We start from the raw sequence: 17,472 nt of genomic DNA on the forward strand, positions 1-17,472 counted from the left end.
TGAGCCATTTTCTACTCTCCTAGTGTTAATTGTGTTTCACATCTTACGCACTTTTTGCACGTTGTAAACAGTTAATTGAATTATTCTCTAGTTACTCGACCGATGACAAACTTACCCTTGCCGTTTACTCGAAACTTAATTCCCGTCGGCGGCTTCATTGGATTTAGCCAGTATTTAACGACAAACTTTGCTGCTGATTCTGGCGATTGTTTTGATAGAATGTGCAAACCATAACCCTGACCGCCGCTTTCTTTGTTGACGCTTAGCCATTGTTTGAACGCCTGTTTTGCGCCGTGTGAGCTGCTGCCAGGGTTAAGATAGACAATCGGATTGCCGTCTTTTCTCTCGGCTTCTAGCAGGTATTCTACCTTGATCGAGCCGTTTTTCAGTGGAGCGATATTCCAACCTGTTACGGGTTCGTAGTCTTGATCTGCGTAGGGTGTGTTTAATAATTTTTCATTAGGGTCACGCAACTCACCGTTACATTTTCTGCATTGCTGAGCTGTCGGGTCATTCTGAGCTTGGCAGTGTGGGCATTCTTTAAACGACCAAAAGAATTCACAGCGATTATCAGCACTACTAGAATCTTCACCACGGCATCGCCTAGCATGAGGGCTGTTTTCGGTTGAGCAGTTAGGGCAAGTAATTAACTCCTTTTCTTCTTTCTTGGCCCGTTCATACTCAGCTTCGTCTAGCATTGGTGAATTATAGAGATGGCCTATTCTCTCCATTACTCCACCGTGATCTAAAACCAAGCAATCTGTCTTGTCTTCATGCAGTCGTAAGCCGCGCCCAATGGATTGTGTAAGCAGCACCAGCGAGCCAATAGGTCTTAGAAATACAATCGTATCAAGTATGGGTAGATTAACGCCTGTGGTTAATACAGACACGTTAATACAGTATTTAATCTCACCTGACTTAACCTTTGCTAATAAATCCATCCTCTCAGCTGAACCTGTTGCGCCTGTAATGACGCAATAACTACCCATTGGCAAAGATTTAGCGACTTCTTCCGTGTGTTTAACGCTTGAGCAGAAGATTAACACGCCGTTTCTATCCTGTGTCTTGTGCAGAACCTCGGCCATAATTCGCTGAGTTCGCGTAGGGTCGCCCATGATAATTTCGTCCAACTGCTTTTCGTCAAATTCCCAGCTACCGTACTTTGGCTGCAATTCCTTAAAATCAAACTCAGTGTCTTGAGAGTCTGGCCACCCAAAGCTCGGCGGGACTAACCAGCCTTGATCAATTAGCCAATCTGTTGAGATATTGCCAATCATATTCGTCCAGAATTTACCAATGATTGTGTCTGTGCCACGGTACGGGCTGCCCGTATAGCCTAGGATGCGAGTATTAGGATTAAGGCGCATAAAGTGGCCTATAATCTGCATGAATTGCGTATCTGGCTCATCAAATGGGCACATGTGGCACTCGTCGATCATTAGAATATCAACAGGATGATTAACAAACTCGGTTTTCAGTGCTCGGTATAGCGTCCCTTCAGTTGCAAAAATAATCGGATACATATTTGATTTCCGATTAAGACTAGCTGAGAAAATACTTTGACGATTCACGCCGTAAGCAAAGGCCGCCTCGCTATTCTGAGAGCATAATTCTCCTGAGCGCTGAATGCTAATTGCGCGAACAGGTCGGTCTTTTAGTGGTGGTGCATCTTGGCAGTGCTTTGCTATTGCCGCAATGAGTACGGATTTACCTGCGCCTACTGAGGCATTGATAACAGCAGGGCCGAGATAATTAGCCGCTTTTAAATACTCCATGCAGTCGTTGTGGACTTCTGCTTGATAGGGTCTTAGTTGCATCGAGGTCATAACCGAACCCCGAAAGCGCCACACATTCCAGTAATAATAGCCATTTTTTGACGCTCTGCTTTTGTTGGTTTTTTTCGTGCGTATTTTTCTGGATTGTTTATTTTATCCAGCGCCAATGATTTCTTTTTCTCTAGGTTTTCATTGTGCAGAATGGCCTCTGCTTTTTTTCTTTGTCGATTGTTCATTTAAGATTCTCCAGCGAGTTGTCACAAGTTATGTCAATTAAGCCGCCTTCGTGAGTATAAACATTGTGATTCGTGGCCGTGTAATAAGTCATTAAAAATTCACGCCCAACAAGATCAAATCCTTTGCCATCTTCGTATTCATCATCAGTCATCAATAGTGAACAAGCAACGAAAGGATCAAAGATAAAACTCTCTCCCATCTTCGTCTTAGCTATAAAATCGTGTGATTCTTTTCTGTATTCAATTAATTGAATGTGTAATGTTAGTGGTTGCATTTCTCTGACCTCTCATTCCATAAGCGTTCACATGTCGGCATATCACCCTCAGGGCCATCACATTGACAGTTACTGCAGTGAACAACACATTCATTATAAAATGGGAATGTCGTTAAATTCTCACTACCGCAAAATGGACAAGGCAATAATTTTTTACTTTCCTTTACTGTTATTTCCATTTCTCTCTCCTAATTATTGAACTCACACCTTACCAAGCGCATGAGTTTTTGCAATGATTTTTGCAATTAAAAGCGTCGATTCCTTTAATGCTTCGGGCTGTTTTGAGTATTGCAGTTTGTTTAATTGCAGATTCTCGGCACAACTCACTAGAAACAAGTTGTCAATATTACAGTTTCTATAGTTGCCATCGACAAACCTCACAACGTGTTTTTCAGCTATCGGCCCGTGATTATGCTCCCAGATTAAACGCTGCTCAGTTAGCCAGCGACGAGGTTCAGCGACTTTGAATTCTGAATGATCGTCTTTGTTTATTCTGTGACTGCCAACGGGTAATACATTGTGAACGCTAATACCCTTCTTGAATGACGTTGAGCTGGCCTTCATTACGCCTTTCGTGCCTTTATTCCACGTTTTATGACCGCTATTAAACTGCCCAGTACGACCTGATTTAATGCCTTTCGTTTGCACGAATGTAGCCATCTGAGTGACTTTTACATTAGTGTTAAATTTATTGTTAAATCGCTTCGTCATTTCAGCGCGAGCGTATTTTTTATACGCTCTCTGAATCCACTTGATTTGATCTTGAGTGAATAGCTTACTTTTAATCATTGCCAAGCATCGCTGGTTTTTGGTTTCGCTCAATTAATCCAGCCTCGCCGTGGTAGTGCTTGCTTGCTTCAAATGCTAGTCGAGCATTGCCGACCGCTTCCTTGGCTAATGATGCCATTGCTTTGGCGCGTTCGGTTTCCTGCTTGATGTCGCAGTCGTCTTTATTTAAGCGGTTTAGCTGGTCGAACAGGATGTCGTTAAGGCTTGTTAGTGTTGTCATTATTGCTCTCTCTCTTTTTTAAGTGCTCAAGAATCACATCAATTGCAATTCCAATTAAACGCGGCTCTAGCATATCTATCTCAGCACCGCGCCGCCATTCGTTGTATGTTTTTAGTACTTGCATTGCTTCTGGTAGTGTCATTTTGGCGCCTCTGGTAGTGGCATCCAGTGTGTTATTTTCTGCACGTCACCACCATCTCTTGTAAATGCTGATTCTTCATTATCAAACATGAGTATCCTGCATTGGTGATCCCAATCTTTATGAATAGCTAAGTATAAAGAGTATTTAATATCCGTATTTATACTTGGCAGTCTCTCGTTAACACTAATCCACTCGCTCATTATTTACTCTCCATCTTCAACTTAGTCTTTGATCTGATCCATATCGTACCGTCTGGCTCTACCAGCGCGCCACGGGCGATGTTTTCATGCAGCAGCTTAGGCGCAACACCCGTTGCTCTTGATGCTGCGGCTATTGTTTTGTAGCGGCTTAATACTTCTGTTATTGGTTTCATTGTTCACCTCTTAATAATTTCTTGAGTACGCTTCTTTTAACTGTCGTTCTAGACGTTCTATTTTTAACTGCGCTGCCTTATCACTACATTTTTCTGCCAGTTTATTAACTAGTCGGTCGTGGTCGTTATTGGTTAGTTTAGTATTCCAGCCATTGCAGATAATTTCATCTCCTTCTAGTGTAAAATTACTTGTCAGTATGCTTGATACAAGACGATGTGCTCGCTGAATTGCATTAAACTCAGTGTCGTCATTAACACATGGCACTAGCTCTGAATGAATGTCATCAATAGCGTATTTAACTGACTTTTCAACTTCCTTTTTAAATTCGTTCACTATCTCATCGAATTTCGTTTTAGCGTTCATAATCTTCTCTCCTTTAAAGCCCCTTTCGGGGCGTGTTGGTTAAAGTCCGTAAGCATCCAAGAAAGCATCAAAAGCATCATCACCCAATCGTTCGTTTAACTCTTCAAAAGCCATTTGGTAAGCCTTCATTGCTTCTTCTGTTTTCATACTGTAAAGCTCGATTAGTGCGTCTTTGATTTGCTTAGTTGTGAAGTTTTTCATTTTCTTCTCTCTTTCGTTGTTGTCTTTCGATGTAGTTATATTAACACCAATCAGTATTAATGCAACACCTAAAAGTAATTAATTTTAAATAAACATAAAAAAACCGCTAAGCATTTCTGATAGCGGCCATGTTACGGCTAATATAGCGCCTCTATTCGCTTTTTCATAGATTTAAACCATTCTGAAAAGCGACTATCACCGACGGGCGCAACGCACTCACTCCCAGCGAACGGACAGCCAGTGCAGTTTTTGGCCGCGTATTTTTTACAGTGTTTTTCTACTGTGTTCATTTTGTCTCCTTTTGTTTATAATGTGTTGTGCTTCGGTATTACCCGACATAAGCCGCCCAAGCCTCTATATTATGCTCAAATTGAGGCGGCACTCTAATCCTATCCAAACAATTCAGCCTGCCAAGGCGCTAACAATTCCCAGCAGCCCATCATATTAAAATATTCTTCTAATTCAGCTTCGCTAACATCTTGATAAACTGGCAAGGCAAGCCAGCCAATATTACACACCATGTCAGGGTATTCAGCATTAACCTCACTAATAAACTTCTTGTGCCCAGCTGTGACACTATTGTTTATCTGTTCTTTAAAGCACTCAAAGTCTGGCGATGCGTCTGCTAAGTGTAAATCCTGCTGACCGTCGTTACTGCGAGTCATTACCGCAATATGAATTACCCACTTATAACGAATCTTCTCTAGTGCGTTATTGATTGAAGCCCCTGCGCGCTCGAATCGCTTATGCTTAGTATTGATTAGGTGCAAGTGGTCATTATTAGCACAAAAACCGACAGCAAGGTATTTCATGGCCGCTCTAGCTGATCGAGCCTTACTAATGTGCGCTACGTATTGTTTGCGTTTCTTCATCACTTGGCCCCCATTATATTCGCCAATGAATAAATATTAGCAAGAATTAGAAGCCCCCAGCCTGATACATTTCCGCTGGCTCCATTAACAAAAAACGAAGCGCAGGCCAGTATTAAAAATATTAATGCGAATAATTTAATCATTACTTAACACCTTTATACTTATTCAATCGCAGCTTAGAGTTACAGTTAATTATGTTCTTAGCGGCTCGAATTGCGTTAGTTCGCCCTACGATTTTGCCGCGACCAGGTACTGCAAAGATCGGCTGTTGATTGCGTTCGTCTTTGTCGTCAGTCATTCCGACAAACAATAGAGTAATTTCGCCTACTTTTACGTTTTTCTCGGTGATGTTGTTCATTATTCTGCTCATTTTGGTAGCTCTGGATTTTCGCGAGTGTTGCCGATAACTTCGATTGATGATTTTAGACAAGTGGGATAAATTGGAGTGCCTGCATCATGACCATATTTAGCTAAACAATAATTACCCATAAAACTAATCACGGTAAAATAATCAATAGCGCCTTTTTGATTGCAATTATTGAATAAAGCGGTGGTCTTTATAATATCCCCCTCATAAATCTCAGCTCCGTTCTTATCGAGCAGGCCAGTTGATGCGACTGCGATAATATTTTCCTCATGCCAAAGCGCGAAGTCTGGATCATTTGTACTAAACACAACTCCGGCACTATCCATAACATAATTATCTGATGATTCAAATCTATTTGATATGGTATTCCAAAACTTAAATTTATTCATGACTCTCTCCAAATTAATAAAACCGATTCATGTCTAACGACAGCATATCGGTGAAGCTGATCCACAGCCCGTTGAGATATAACCACCTCCTGTAAGGGAAACTCACAATAGCAAGGCTGGGTTATGGTGGCAAGGGTTAATTAAATTAATCCAGCATCTTTTAGTCTTTTGTGTTCTTCCTTAAGTTTTTTATAAAACTCAAGTCTTCGCTCTTCTACATGCTTCTCATAAGCTGGTAGGGCATTTAATATAATGTAAAAAATATCTTCAGTTATTACCATCTCGGCACACCCCTCTTTCCCGTCAATAATCCTCTTTCCAGTCCAGTCTTTTAATTTAAAGCTAACACAAAACAAACTAACAATTTTGATGGCTAAACTATCTATTAAAGCCCTTTTCTTTCCCAGCGCAATAGACACGTCATTCGTGTAAACTTTGCCATCAATTAAAAAATCTTCATATTTAATATTCATTATATTAATCCTATCTTTAAGTTTAACCGCCAGTATTGACGGCCTTGATTCATTAGTCTGGAAGGTGGTATCTTCCACCATAGACGTAAGCACCACAATTTGATGCTATGGAACTTAACACAGCAGCGGCCTGTGATTGATCGACACCAATCGGCATATTGTTTTTAAACTCCTTCAATACAGCGCTCATTGTTGCTTTATTATCCAATTTCTTAACAATATCAATAAAAGCCTGCTTACCAGTATCAACATATTTTTCTGTCGGGCTTTCGGTTAGCTCAGGGACAAGAGAGTCCAATTCTCGACCCTTCTTATCTTTCTTTCCTAGCGGAACCGTCTTCATATAAAACGTCATATCAGGTGGCTCTTGACCGTCCTTACATTTACTACATGAAAGAGTCACATTGCGCCCTCGCAAATCTTCACCGACGCGCTCAACACTGAATTCATTGTCTAGCGCAGCCTTGAGCACTGACGAGCCACGAGCACCTTTTAGAACGTCCTTTCCGCTGTGGTGAATAATTAAAATATCACAACCAGTAGTCGCCCTGAATTCATCGCAAGATTTAACAAACTTTGTCATATCCTGAGTACTGTTTTCGTCACCATCACCGAATGAGCGGTTTAGTGTATCGATAACTAGCAACTTAGGCTTAATGCCTTTTGTTTTCTCAAAGTCTTTGACCGCTTCAGAAAGATGAAATGATGCTGAAGAGCTTGTCATGTCAATTGCGCGAGGCAATATCCCCATATTTTTGGCGACCACTTTATTCTTTACTTGCCAAGCTAGTTTTCTCAGCTTGATTGATCGCTGACCTTCACCTGTCATGTAAATAACTGGAGCTGCCTCAACTTCGTTGCCGTGGTAACTTATGCCAGATGCAATTGTGCAGGCTATATCCATAGCTATAAACGACTTAAATTGACCAGATGGCCCAAATACCATAGAGAAAGAATCTTTAGGCAGGTATCCATCAATCCAAAAATCAGGCTCATCCATATCTAAAGCGCTTTCGCAATCAAACACTATCTCTGAGAAAAGCCCGTCATTATTGCTGTTGCTTTCTATCTTGCTTACAGACTCATTAAATTCAGCTATTGCCTCAGTCTGATTTACTGATCCTGACATTGATTCAGTAAGTTCAATAAAAAGAGCGTCTATCTTTCTCTTTTTTGACAACTCTAATATTCTTTTTGCGTATAACTCTGCGTAACCAGGCTGCTCAACAGTCATCATTAGATCACTAAGGTAATCAATCCCGCCAATCTCATTCGATAGCCCAGCCTCTTCAATAGAGGAAAACAGTAGAGCTGTATCAAATGGCTCGCCATCACTACTCTTTTTAAGCATCTCATTATATATCAGGACATGCTTTGCCAGATAAAAGTCACTTGATGAAAGTTTGTGCTTGATGTTATTCAATGCATTTCCGTCTGTGAGTATTGCGCCAAGAACAGACTTTTCACACTCAATAGAAAAAGACGGTTTAATAGCGTTACTCATTTATCGTTTCTCCTTTTGAGGACGTACATTGCCATCTGGGTAATAGGTTGAGGTGAATGCCTTTGCACGAGCGTAAAATTCAACAGCAGTGCTTGCGGCAATCGTTTCGGCAGCTTTCTCATACAGTCCTTCGTATGCGCAATTACTTGCAAATAATTCTAGATTGTCATCAGACACATCAGATAGCTTTAATCCCGACAATGTTAGCATGTCACCCAATACCAAGAACCTATCTTCAATTCTCTTTATTTTAGCACTAAGCGCCTGCCGCGTTTTTCTTGACGACCTAGCCACCTCTCCTAGCGATTCATCCTTAATAGGATTAGCCAAATATCTGGCTATAAATAAGTTCTCTGAAATCTGCGTCATTTTGAATCCTTGGTGTTTTTCTTTATCGTGAGGCTTATATTCACATACCTTGCACCAACCGTCAACACTTATGTTGAAATAAGAAATATAATAATTGCAAAAGCACACCAAATATTGACAAGCGCAATGCAAAACAGTGAAAAGTATTGCGAATAGCAACAAAAAGCGGATAAAACACGCAAATACAGGAAAAGATCAAAAAACATACAGCTGTAAGTCATTGATTTACAAGGAAAAAAATATTTATTTGACAAGGGTGAGCTTATATGATATTTTTTATATGTTCTTTGAACAGCAAGTTCCTTGCGCAAGAACAGAAAAAAATATTAAGCACCCAGACAGAAAAAACCTCGAATAATACCTTCTTTTAAAAGATTCACCACCTACCTTTAAACATTCCAAAGCTGTATAATGAACCATGTTTTTAATTAATGAGAGTTTGTAATGAGCGAGGAAAAAGAAACAGGAAGACCAACTATATACACTCAAGACCTTTCAGATATTATTTGTGAGAGACTGTCTTTAGGTGAATCAATGCGTTCTGTATCACGCGATCCTGACATGCCAGCAAGCGCGACAATGTTTAGATGGTTGAGAGAAAAGCCTGAGTTTAGGGAGCAGTACGAGATTGCTAAAGAAGAATCAGCAGACGCTTTAGTTGAAGAAATGCTTGAAATTGCTGATGACGGAACCAACGACTGGATGGAATCACACGGCCAAGATGGCGAGAATATGGGCTATAAGATCAACGGTGAACACGTCCAGCGCTCTCGCCTTCGTGTTGATGTCCGCAAATGGGCTGCGTCTAAACTGAAGCCTAAAAAGTATTCTGACAGACACGCTGTTGATCACAGCTCTACAGATGGTTCTATGACGCCGAAAGACGCCGTTGTAATCGGCAAAGATGTTCAAGACATTCTGGATAACCTTTAATGCTTGAATGGGAAGATTTAACGGCTGGGCAGAAGCAAGCCATTAAACTAATATCTGAGAAATCATTTATTAAGTTTGTGCAGATCTGGTTCCAGTTGACACAGGGCCAGAAGTTTATCTGTAATTGGCATCACCTTCTAATGGCCGACATTGCAGAGCAGCTGGTAAAAAGGGAGCGGGGCAATACGATAATCAACATCCCCCCTGGTGGCACAAAAACCGAAATCTGGTCAATCTTCTTTCCAGCTTGGACGCACATTCAGAATATTGCTAAATCTGATCGACAGCGCTATTTAAACCTTTCCTATGCTGACACCTTGGTTAAACGCAACTCACGCCGTGTGCGCGATATGATAAAGTCTAAGGAGTGGCAGGAGCTTTGGCCGTCTGAGTTTTTATCAGATCAGGCCGAAGAGTGGCAGCTTGGTAATGATGGGAAGGTAAACTTTGAATTAATTAGTAAGTCTACTGGAGGACAAGTTACTGGCGGTCGTGGCGGCTATCCTTCTGATTACTTCTCAGGAATGGTTTGGATGGATGATCCTGATAAGCCTAGTGATATGTTTTCAGAAGTTAAAAGGGCAAAGAATCATACGCTAACAGTTGACACAATCCGCTCTCGCCGTGGCGATAAATCAAAAGATCATCCAACACCAGTGGGAGTCATTCAGCAGCGAACGCACCTAATGGACACGTCTGGATTCATTAAAAGCGGTGGCATGGGCTTGCCGTTTGAGTTCGTGGAAATTCCCGCCCTGATTAACCAAGACTATATAGACTCGCTGCCCGAACCACACCGCACCAACTGTATTAACGATGTTTGCCATACTGAGCAGATTAATGGCTACTGGTCGTTCTGGCCCGCTAACGAGGATATAGGGCAGTTGATGGATTTATGGGAAATGAACGAATACACGTTTATGTCTCAGTATATGCAGAACCCTATCGCGCTAGGTGGTCAAATATTCAATCCTGAGTGGTGGCAGTTCTATGATGACAAGCCGCATCTTTATGAATACCGTTTCATCACCGCCGATACTGCACAGAAAAAAGGCAAGCATAACGATTTCACGGTGTTTTGTGAGTGGGGAGTATATGATGGCTGTGTTTATCTAATCGACATGCACCGCGCTAAATATACCGCGCCCGAGTTGCGCGAATCGTTTAGAGCTTTCTGCCTAACTGCCTGGGGTCGCAACGAAGACACTAGTTATGGCATATTACGATCTATTAACGTAGAAGATAAATCTAGTGGCACTGGATTAATTCAAGAACTGCAAAACGAGCTTCCTTTACCTGTCACCGCATTGCAGCGAAATATAGATAAGGTTCAGCGGGCGTATGATGTAACGCCACAAGTAAAGCTTGGCAAAGTATCTCTGCCAAGCGGTAAAAAGTGGCTGCCTGAGTTCATTGCAGAGCATAGCGGCTTTACTGTTGATGATACGCACAAGCATGATGATATGGTGGACAATACTATCGATGCCGTAACGATTGCGCTGCTAGATACCGGCCCAATGGTAGGAATGCTATTGCCCAATCGTCTAATGTAGTTGCATTGGCACGATAATTGAATTAGTATTTAGTTGTCGCCTAATTACTCTCTCCTAGTCGATGCTAAGCCCTCCTCGTGAGGGTTTTTTTATAACTCACTAGCTCAAATGGTAGAGCAGCGGTCTCCAACACCGAAGACGTGGGTTCGATTCCTACGTGGGTTGCCAAACATAGAAGACTAGCCCTCCTAGTGAGGGCTTTTTTATGTCTGCAATAAAATAATCACTAAAAAGTATTGACGCGGTAAATCATCCGCGTATAGTGAACTCATCGAAACACAAAACAGAGAGAAAGATTATGGATTACTCAGAACTTAGCCAAGACGTAAAAGATTTCTTTATTAGCGACTACAGCAACAAAGCAAGTGATCTAAGAATTAAAGCAGCTAATCCAAGATCAAGAAAAGCGGCAGAATATTTAGAGGCGGCTGTTGAGTTAGAAGAAATTGTAGCTAACCTAAAAAACTAATTCGCACCCTGGCGAACGGCGGCCCAAGCATGATGCGAACGGCCGCCAACTTAATTGGAGAGATTTATGAGTATTAAAAACGGCGATATGCCAGCTATGCCAATGTTTAGTAGTGAGGCTAAGCCATGTCAGGTACGAGATAGCAGTACACAATCAACTCTTGACGCTTCTGGACTAACAAAGCGCGAACAGTTCGCAGCAATGGCTATGACTGGCCTAGTAACTCAAGGCAGATTTTGCACAGAAGAAACTAATAAGATGGCTTAGTGGGCTGTTGAGTGTGCAGACGCATTACTGGCCCAACTGGAGGAGAAAGGAGAATGAACTATAAAACACTATCAGCAATCTACGCATTCGGTCTGATCCTAATGTGTGGATTCTACTTTTCAATAGCTAGCATGGGTTACGACATCGGCAAAGAATCGCGATCACTGGAAATACTCACGCAATGCAATAATGGTGAGGTAGTCACAATCAATGGCACTGAGCTACATTGCGGAATTATCAGTAAAGAATTAAACCTAGAGGCCGCTCAATATCGATCGGTTAAGAATTGCGTTAAATTGATTGAGGAGTGGGAAGATGAGTGATGTAGATTGGAGTAGAGCGCCTGAGTGGGCTGATCGGTTAATGAAGTCGCAGGATGGAGACATGTTTTGGTGTAATGATAAAATGTATCTTCTGGCTGACGGAGAGGGCAGTTCATACGTTCGGTTATTGAGTGATAATGAAAGCGATATTGCATACAGTATTGGCTCTTTTAAACTAATAGAAACCCGCCCTGACGCATGGAAAGAAGGCGAAGAAAGAATGAATGTTATTCCGCAAAATGGCAACGACGGCGAGCATTACAAGTCTGACGTAATCGAGCACGACAACAACAACAAGTACAGCCGAAAAATTAAAACTATTGTTGTTGATGGCATTGACCATGACATTTATGTCGATGTTTACGATGTGCTTACGGCATTTAATGTTATCAATCCTGCAACGGCTCACGCGGTAAAGAAAGAGTTGATGCCAGGCAAGCGAGGCGCTAAGGGAGTTATCCAAGACCTAACAGAAGCACGCGATTCGCTTAATCGAGCTATTGAAATAGAAAAGAATAAGTAACAGCGCAAGGAGAGAGAAATGAAAGAAATTAAATTATACCGCGAATCTAACGGCCAGTATTCAACCATTGAAGCTAAGCGGGATGACGTTAGCGGCGCTTATGTGCAAAAGACTGACTATGATGAGTTAAGAGTTGAGCACTACGATGAGCGCGCTAAGGTGCAAGAACTACTTAAAGAAAATGCAGAGTTGAGGTATCAGATTGAAAAATACGAAAGTGTATTGTGCGGAACATGTCGAGGTGCTGGCACTGTATTAATAAGTATTGATGATGGTACAGATTGCCCAGAATGCGTAGAGCACGATAACAATATTAAGGCTGATGCTGTTGATCGCTTTATTGAATCAGTATTAAAGGGTGGTGCAAATTACGTAAAAGGACAATCTTACAAACCTTTTGTTTACCTTGATGATGCCAGAAACTACGCAAACAAACTAAGGGGCGAACAATAATGATTACGCAAGAATTCCTATCACAGTGCAGTGAAGAGCAGATTAATAAAGGGGTTGCTTGGGTTGAGTCTAAGGAAGGAGTTAAGGCATTTTCTCAGCGTCGAGATCAGCTATTAAAATTCACATCATTGTCAGTAAGCTATGGCCTAGCAAGTAATTTTAATCCATGCGCCAACCCTAACGACATTATGCCGATTGCTTTTGCTAATGGTATTGCCATCATGCCAGATAGCGATGGCAGTTGGAAATCTGGCCGTTTACCATCAAATCCTGAAATGACGTTTGGCTGGTCTAATTTTGTAAGAGGATATAAAAACCCACTGCGCGCTATATGCGAAGTCTATATTTTGATGAGTTTTAATAAATGATAGTAATACACGTTACAGCATTAATAGCGATGATGATCATTATCTCGGTGATATTAATAGCTTTATATATGATTATGCCGAGCTTTTGCGATCATAAGACGACAATTAAACTAAGCAGTATACAAAAGCAAATCTGTGCTGATTGTTGCCAAACTATACCTTGGCCTTTGGATAGCGATAGGCAACCGCTTGTTAGTTCTAGCAGGGATAAACGGAGAAAGTAAATGACAAGCATAGCCTCAGAACTACTCAGAAAATTAAACAAGTCAGCGCCAGGTAAAGCTGTCAAATTCCATGACATTAATGGAACCCCATCGACATGTGTAGAATTGGGCGAGAAATACGGATACTCGCAGTCTCATATCAGTAATGTATTTAGTCGTGCTAATTATGACTATGCTGAAGCGTTTAATATTCTGAATAGCACCGAGGTAAAAAGTCGCGGCACAGTGTTTCGTGATATGAATGGCGAACTAATGACGGCTGAGGAATTATCCAGTAAGTACGGATTCCCCGTTACTAGAATTAGACGACTTTTCAAGTACGCGAACTATGATCATATTGAAGCGTTTCAATTGCTTGTTTATCAAATGAATTTAGATAGGTATGGTGATTACAGTCAGAAGTATGTGTTTAAGGACGGAACACCCGTTCGCGGCAATGGCAGCCAAGGCGTTGCAAAAAAATACGGCTATCATTATCGTGATGTTATAGCCGCGTTTGAGTCTGTAAACTGGTGCTATAAAAAGGCTTATGCTATTTTAGATGATTGTAAACATAGATAAACGGAGAAAGTAATGACTAAAATAATTCACATGAATATATGCAGAGGCTATCGGTTTGAGCATATCTATTTTGAGTGGTACAACTATAGCGGCCCGTGTTTTTTGCGCCGCAAAGATGATGTGCCAAAATCTCAGCAATTCAGGCCAATGCGAGATTACAAAGCACTGGCGAGATGGGAAAGCATGAGTGCTGAGGAACAAGAAAAATTCAGGGTTTATTAGGTCGCATTAGCGGCCTTTTAATAATAAAACGGCCCGCGCAATTTGAGGGCGACTTGGAAACTCCACGTCCATTAACCTTGGCGGGCTCTAACTACAGTCGGGTAATTCTTACTGCACAGTCATTATACACAAATTTGAACTATCCGGAAATCCCAGACAGTTGGATTAATTTGATTTATTTACACATAAACCATTTACATTATTTAAATAAGGTACTATTATCTATTCATCGAAACAAACAACGCAGAGAGAGTAACGCTATGAATGAATATGATTTAGCAAAGAGTTTAAATGAAAAGTAAATTCAGAATGTTCTTAACTCATGGAATAATGACTCGGAAATAATGTCATTTTTTAAAATGCTAGTAAAGATGGGAGACTCTAGAGAGATGGCAATGGCTACGTCAATGATAAGGAATGCCAATTCAAGTAAAATTGATGGCGGCGAATCATACAGGGCTGAATATACAAACTAATAAAAGCCCTTCGGGGCCGAGGGGCAAAAATGAAAACAGAATCAAACGTAATCAGGTCGGTAAGAACAGCGGTTAAATCCAGTACGGCCGTCATGAATGACCGCAAACGAGATGCGGGCCTTCGTAACATATCAATGTGGATTGTAGACGTTCGCAATACTGAGCTTGAAGAATCATTCAACAAAGAACTAAAAGAGCTTAGGAGTCGTATTGACGGGCTTTCTGAGCACTACCAGGGCAAGTTAAGCGAGATTAATGGGGATTATAAATGAATTATATGCAAATGATAACCTTCGGCCTATTTGATGAAGTCTCAATAATTGACGCCGAACTCTCTTATGATGATTATTGCAGTGCTATGAATTCTCCTCGGCCATATGGAGTTTCAGAGCAAGATATCATGGATGAGATCGTAGCCAATTATCAAATAGCTGATTTTACTATCTCAAACATTAGGGCTGCGTTTGAGGCGTTAAATTGATATGAGAGATTTAATCGTTAGTTTTTCAGGTGGCAGAACATCGGCGTACATGGCAAGGTGGCTACAATTAAATAAATCAACTGAATACAATCTAAGATTTGTATTTATGAATACCGGTGCCGAGGATGAAAGAACGCTAGAGTTTGTTAATCGATGTGACAAGGAATTTAATCTAAATCTTGCTTGGCTTGAGGCTGACATTATTCACGGAGAACGAACAGGCACAAAGTACAAAGTCGTAAACTTTGAAACCGCTGCTCGCAATTCAGAGCCATTTTATGAAATGGTTAAAAAATACGGCATTCCTAATCAGTCGTACCCACACTGCAATCGAGAGCTAAAACTAGCCCCATTCAACGGATGGATGAAAGATAACGGCTTGAGCGATGCCTATCGCGCTATTGGTATTCGTATAGATGAGATTGATCGCATGGCGGCAAATATGGATGAGATGAAAATTATCTACCCATTAATTAAATGGAATCCTAGCCGTAAAGGTGACGTGCTTGGTTGGTGGTCGCGCCAGTCGTTTGATTTAGAAGTGCCGGAACATTACGGGAACTGCGTAACATGCTGGAAAAAATCAGACAGAAAGCTGCTTACGATCGCCCACGAAGCACCTGAGCTATTCACCCATTTTGACAATATGGAAATAATAGCTAGAGATAGCGGTAGTAATGCCGATAACAATAAGGGAAACTTCTTTAGAAAGAACAGAAGCACGAAAGAAATGATAGGCGAATCCATTTTAGACTTTAATAAATTTCATGATAGATATTATGAGCAGCATAGCGACCAATCAAACGGGTGCTCAGATAGTTGCGATTTATTTAGCTAACCCACCCAGCCCTTTCACTAGGACTATGGCATAAAACCTGCATAAACCTTATAATGGCTCTAATACTCACAACAGAGCCTTTTTTATGCCTGATAATTCACCACGGCAGCTTATCCTAAATAGAGCTGACCCCTTCTCAGCCGACTATATGATCGGTTCAACTACTGCCCAGCCTAAAGCGTGGAATGCTTATGGGTTTCCCGTAAAGCTAACCTTTGAGCACTTCAAGCTTGCGTACGATAGGATTGGTGTAGCCCATGGAATCTGTGTAATGCCAGTCGAGGAAACGTGGTCACAAAAGCCGCGTATTACAAACGATTCAGATAATGACGATGAAACCGAGTTCGAGCTTGCTGTAAAGAAACTAGACAGGACATTGAGGTCTGGACTATTCCGCGCAATGAGGGGTGCTGATGAACGTCAACGTGTCGGGCGCTACTCTGGGTTGTTGGTAGTTATTGCAGACGGCAAGCCTCTGGAGTCTGAAATTGGCACTGGTGAAGTAGTCGAGCTAAAACCATTCTTTGAAGATCAATTAAAGCCGATTAAGTGGAACTTAGACGCCAATAGCGTTGATTTCGGCCAGCCTGTTTTATATGAATTGAATGAAAAGCCTGTTGAAGGTCAGCCATCGCGCCAGCCAACGATTCACCACAGCCGTTTGATCATGTGGGCTGAGGGTTCGGACGATGGCACAATTTACGGCAAGTCTTGCCTAGAGCCTATCTATAACACTATTATCACATTGGATAAATTAGAGGGTGCTGGTGGTACTGGGTTCTGGCGTAATGCTCGCGGCGCTCAGGCGATTACTTTTGAGGGCAATAGTATTCAAGTAGTTCAGCAAATGCTAGGCGCTAAAACTCCTGCAGAAATACCTGAGAAGCTAAGCGAAGCTGTAAAAGGAATCGGTGCTGACTTTGAAGCTGTACTTGCTCTAATGAATGCCAAGCGTGAGACAATCGCCATTGCATTAGACAACCCCGAGCCATTCGCTCGAGTATGTTGGGATAACCTAGCCGCCGGCACACGCTATCCTGAAACGATTATTCGGGGTCATCAAACTGGTGAACGCGCATCGACTAGCGACCAGGAGCAAGCAGCAAAGACCACTACGGGCCGCCGTGATAATTTCGCCACTCCAATGATTCGCAAGGTGATTGATAAGCTAATCGCTGTTGGTGCATTGCCTAAGTCAGAATTCGATGTCGTTTGGCCCTCAATGTTTGAGCCTAGCCTGAGCGGTAAGATTGATATGTTTAAAGTATTGGCTGACTCTGTACGCGCTATCGGTGGTGAGGCTGATGCTGTTAAGCTGGCTAAGCTGGTCGGACTTGAGACTGAGGCGTTTGAGGAAATGGATATTGAGGGAGAAGACGTTGACGATGATATTACTCCGTGATATTGTCGGGCTTCAATTAAAGGAGAGAGA

Annotated in this window: 30 protein-coding genes and 1 tRNA gene; 14 read left to right on the forward strand and 17 right to left on the reverse strand. The window is 41.7% G+C overall.

Features of this window, described 5'->3' with window-relative positions; genetic code table 11:
• Positions 1–80 precede the first annotated feature (80 nt).
• The 17 genes from AAC006_RS18210 to AAC006_RS18290 all read right to left on the reverse strand — a co-directional run bounded on the left by AAC006_RS18210 (position 81) and on the right by AAC006_RS18290 (position 8,349).
• Positions 81–1,826: a DEAD/DEAH box helicase gene (locus AAC006_RS18210; RefSeq protein WP_339892085.1), complete on the reverse strand. Its 1,746-nt coding sequence runs from the start codon at positions 1,824–1,826 to the stop codon at positions 81–83.
• The gene (locus AAC006_RS18215; RefSeq protein WP_339892087.1) at positions 1,823–2,011 is read right to left on the reverse strand and encodes a hypothetical protein; all 189 of its coding nucleotides are present in this window, start codon (positions 2,009–2,011) and stop codon (positions 1,823–1,825) included. The genes AAC006_RS18210 and AAC006_RS18215 overlap by 4 nt, the downstream gene beginning before the upstream one ends.
• On the reverse strand, positions 2,008–2,286 hold the full coding sequence (locus tag AAC006_RS18220) for a hypothetical protein (protein WP_339892089.1): 279 nt from the start codon (positions 2,284–2,286) through the stop codon (positions 2,008–2,010). Before AAC006_RS18220 ends, AAC006_RS18215 begins: the two co-directional genes overlap by 4 nt.
• Positions 2,287–2,487: 201 nt before the next feature.
• Positions 2,488–2,946, reverse strand: a complete 459-nt coding sequence (locus AAC006_RS18225; protein WP_339892091.1) for an HNH endonuclease signature motif containing protein — start codon at positions 2,944–2,946, stop codon at positions 2,488–2,490.
• Between the two features lie 121 nt (positions 2,947–3,067).
• Positions 3,068–3,295 carry a hypothetical protein gene (locus tag AAC006_RS18230; protein WP_339892092.1) on the reverse strand — a complete coding sequence of 76 codons (228 nt, stop codon included), beginning with the start codon at positions 3,293–3,295 and terminating at the stop codon, positions 3,068–3,070.
• Positions 3,273–3,437, reverse strand: a complete 165-nt coding sequence (locus AAC006_RS18235; protein WP_339892093.1) for a hypothetical protein — start codon at positions 3,435–3,437, stop codon at positions 3,273–3,275. The genes AAC006_RS18230 and AAC006_RS18235 overlap by 23 nt, the downstream gene beginning before the upstream one ends.
• Positions 3,434–3,637, reverse strand: coding sequence for a DUF551 domain-containing protein (locus AAC006_RS18240; RefSeq protein WP_339892095.1), 204 nt, complete (start codon positions 3,635–3,637; stop codon positions 3,434–3,436). The genes AAC006_RS18235 and AAC006_RS18240 overlap by 4 nt, the downstream gene beginning before the upstream one ends.
• Positions 3,637–3,810 carry a hypothetical protein gene (locus tag AAC006_RS18245; protein ID WP_339892097.1) on the reverse strand — a complete coding sequence of 58 codons (174 nt, stop codon included), beginning with the start codon at positions 3,808–3,810 and terminating at the stop codon, positions 3,637–3,639. The genes AAC006_RS18240 and AAC006_RS18245 overlap by 1 nt, the downstream gene beginning before the upstream one ends.
• A 10-nt stretch (positions 3,811–3,820) precedes the next feature.
• Positions 3,821–4,174 carry a hypothetical protein gene (locus tag AAC006_RS18250; protein ID WP_339892098.1) on the reverse strand — a complete coding sequence of 118 codons (354 nt, stop codon included), beginning with the start codon at positions 4,172–4,174 and terminating at the stop codon, positions 3,821–3,823.
• A gap of 39 nt (positions 4,175–4,213) precedes the next feature.
• Positions 4,214–4,375 (reverse strand): hypothetical protein, encoded by a 162-nt coding sequence (locus AAC006_RS18255; protein ID WP_339892099.1) that lies wholly within the window; start codon positions 4,373–4,375, stop codon positions 4,214–4,216.
• 137 nt (positions 4,376–4,512) lie between these two features.
• Complete coding sequence (locus AAC006_RS18260; protein ID WP_339892101.1) at positions 4,513–4,665, reverse strand: hypothetical protein; 153 nt, start codon at positions 4,663–4,665, stop codon at positions 4,513–4,515.
• Between the two features lie 99 nt (positions 4,666–4,764).
• Positions 4,765–5,247 (reverse strand): hypothetical protein, encoded by a 483-nt coding sequence (locus AAC006_RS18265; protein WP_339892103.1) that lies wholly within the window; start codon positions 5,245–5,247, stop codon positions 4,765–4,767.
• A gap of 142 nt (positions 5,248–5,389) precedes the next feature.
• On the reverse strand, positions 5,390–5,605 hold the full coding sequence (locus AAC006_RS18270; protein WP_339892105.1) for a hypothetical protein: 216 nt from the start codon (positions 5,603–5,605) through the stop codon (positions 5,390–5,392).
• A gap of 8 nt (positions 5,606–5,613) precedes the next feature.
• Positions 5,614–6,003, reverse strand: a complete 390-nt coding sequence (locus tag AAC006_RS18275) for a YopX family protein (protein ID WP_339892107.1) — start codon at positions 6,001–6,003, stop codon at positions 5,614–5,616.
• A 140-nt stretch (positions 6,004–6,143) separates the two neighbouring features.
• Positions 6,144–6,476, reverse strand: a complete 333-nt coding sequence (locus AAC006_RS18280) for a hypothetical protein (RefSeq protein WP_339892109.1) — start codon at positions 6,474–6,476, stop codon at positions 6,144–6,146.
• A gap of 52 nt (positions 6,477–6,528) precedes the next feature.
• The gene (locus AAC006_RS18285) at positions 6,529–7,980 is read right to left on the reverse strand and encodes an AAA family ATPase (RefSeq protein WP_339892111.1); all 1,452 of its coding nucleotides are present in this window, start codon (positions 7,978–7,980) and stop codon (positions 6,529–6,531) included.
• On the reverse strand, positions 7,981–8,349 hold the full coding sequence (locus tag AAC006_RS18290; protein ID WP_339892112.1) for a hypothetical protein: 369 nt from the start codon (positions 8,347–8,349) through the stop codon (positions 7,981–7,983).
• Between the two features lie 444 nt (positions 8,350–8,793).
• On the opposite strand from AAC006_RS18290, the gene AAC006_RS18295 reads away from it, so the two are divergent.
• The 14 genes from AAC006_RS18295 to AAC006_RS18360 all read left to right on the forward strand — a co-directional run bounded on the left by AAC006_RS18295 (position 8,794) and on the right by AAC006_RS18360 (position 17,442).
• Positions 8,794–9,282, forward strand: a complete 489-nt coding sequence (locus tag AAC006_RS18295; RefSeq protein ID WP_339892116.1) for a hypothetical protein — start codon at positions 8,794–8,796, stop codon at positions 9,280–9,282.
• Entirely contained in the window at positions 9,282–10,835 is a 1,554-nt protein-coding gene (gene terL / locus AAC006_RS18300; RefSeq protein ID WP_339892118.1) for a phage terminase large subunit, read from the forward strand. Before AAC006_RS18295 ends, terL begins: the two co-directional genes overlap by 1 nt.
• Before the next feature lie 93 nt (positions 10,836–10,928).
• Positions 10,929–11,003, forward strand: a tRNA-Trp gene (locus AAC006_RS18305).
• A 130-nt stretch (positions 11,004–11,133) separates the two neighbouring features.
• A complete protein-coding gene (locus AAC006_RS18310; protein ID WP_339892120.1) occupies positions 11,134–11,304 on the forward strand; it encodes a hypothetical protein in 171 nt (56 codons plus the stop codon).
• A 66-nt stretch (positions 11,305–11,370) separates the two neighbouring features.
• Positions 11,371–11,571: a hypothetical protein gene (locus AAC006_RS18315; protein WP_339892121.1), complete on the forward strand. Its 201-nt coding sequence runs from the start codon at positions 11,371–11,373 to the stop codon at positions 11,569–11,571.
• 315 nt (positions 11,572–11,886) lie between these two features.
• Complete coding sequence (locus AAC006_RS18320) at positions 11,887–12,417, forward strand: hypothetical protein (RefSeq protein WP_339892123.1); 531 nt, start codon at positions 11,887–11,889, stop codon at positions 12,415–12,417.
• Positions 12,418–12,435: 18 nt separating this feature from the next.
• Positions 12,436–12,870, forward strand: a complete 435-nt coding sequence (locus AAC006_RS18325; protein ID WP_339892125.1) for a hypothetical protein — start codon at positions 12,436–12,438, stop codon at positions 12,868–12,870.
• Positions 12,870–13,238 carry a hypothetical protein gene (locus tag AAC006_RS18330; RefSeq protein ID WP_339892127.1) on the forward strand — a complete coding sequence of 123 codons (369 nt, stop codon included), beginning with the start codon at positions 12,870–12,872 and terminating at the stop codon, positions 13,236–13,238. The genes AAC006_RS18325 and AAC006_RS18330 overlap by 1 nt, the downstream gene beginning before the upstream one ends.
• A gap of 224 nt (positions 13,239–13,462) precedes the next feature.
• Positions 13,463–14,023, forward strand: coding sequence for a hypothetical protein (locus AAC006_RS18335; protein WP_339892129.1), 561 nt, complete (start codon positions 13,463–13,465; stop codon positions 14,021–14,023).
• 12 nt (positions 14,024–14,035) lie between these two features.
• The gene (locus AAC006_RS18340; protein ID WP_339892131.1) at positions 14,036–14,245 is read left to right on the forward strand and encodes a hypothetical protein; all 210 of its coding nucleotides are present in this window, start codon (positions 14,036–14,038) and stop codon (positions 14,243–14,245) included.
• Between the two features lie 505 nt (positions 14,246–14,750).
• Entirely contained in the window at positions 14,751–14,993 is a 243-nt protein-coding gene (locus tag AAC006_RS18345) for a hypothetical protein (protein ID WP_339892133.1), read from the forward strand.
• Complete coding sequence (locus tag AAC006_RS18350) at positions 14,990–15,202, forward strand: hypothetical protein (protein ID WP_339892135.1); 213 nt, start codon at positions 14,990–14,992, stop codon at positions 15,200–15,202. Before AAC006_RS18345 ends, AAC006_RS18350 begins: the two co-directional genes overlap by 4 nt.
• A 1-nt stretch (position 15,203) precedes the next feature.
• On the forward strand, positions 15,204–16,040 hold the full coding sequence (locus AAC006_RS18355) for a hypothetical protein (protein WP_339892136.1): 837 nt from the start codon (positions 15,204–15,206) through the stop codon (positions 16,038–16,040).
• Positions 16,041–16,125: 85 nt separating this feature from the next.
• Positions 16,126–17,442: a phage portal protein gene (locus AAC006_RS18360; protein WP_339892138.1), complete on the forward strand. Its 1,317-nt coding sequence runs from the start codon at positions 16,126–16,128 to the stop codon at positions 17,440–17,442.
• Positions 17,443–17,472 lie beyond the last annotated feature (30 nt).

The organism is uncultured Alteromonas sp. (assembly GCF_963976965.1).
Classification (GTDB): domain Bacteria; phylum Pseudomonadota; class Gammaproteobacteria; order Enterobacterales; family Alteromonadaceae; genus Alteromonas; species Alteromonas naphthalenivorans.